Genomic DNA, 246 nt, shown 5'->3' on the forward strand with positions numbered 1-246 from the left:
TCTACGCGAAGCGCTGACGCGCAGCGAGCGCATACAATACGCGCTTTCGTTTTTGCCGAAGGAAAGCAGATCATGACCGAACAGGAAGCCGAACAGCTCGCCACGCATCGTCACTACAAGGGCGGGCTGTATCGCTACATCGGCGTCGCCCGTCACTCCGAAACCGAGGAATCGGTGGTCGTGTACGAGCATCTTTGGCCGCATGCGCGCGGCCTGTGGGTACGCCCGGAAGCGATGTTCAACGAG

The 246-nt window shown here is 60.2% G+C and carries 1 protein-coding gene; it reads left to right on the plus strand.

Translation table 11 applies throughout. From position 1 onward, the window contains the following. Window positions 1–72: 72 nt before the first annotated feature. Window positions 73–246, plus strand: a 174-nt coding sequence (locus SB772_RS44350) for a DUF1653 domain-containing protein (protein ID WP_410839071.1), incomplete at its 3' end; no start/stop codon positions are given.

The sequence above is a fragment of the Paraburkholderia sp. SIMBA_030 genome (genome assembly GCF_046535245.1).
Lineage (GTDB): Bacteria > Pseudomonadota > Gammaproteobacteria > Burkholderiales > Burkholderiaceae > Paraburkholderia.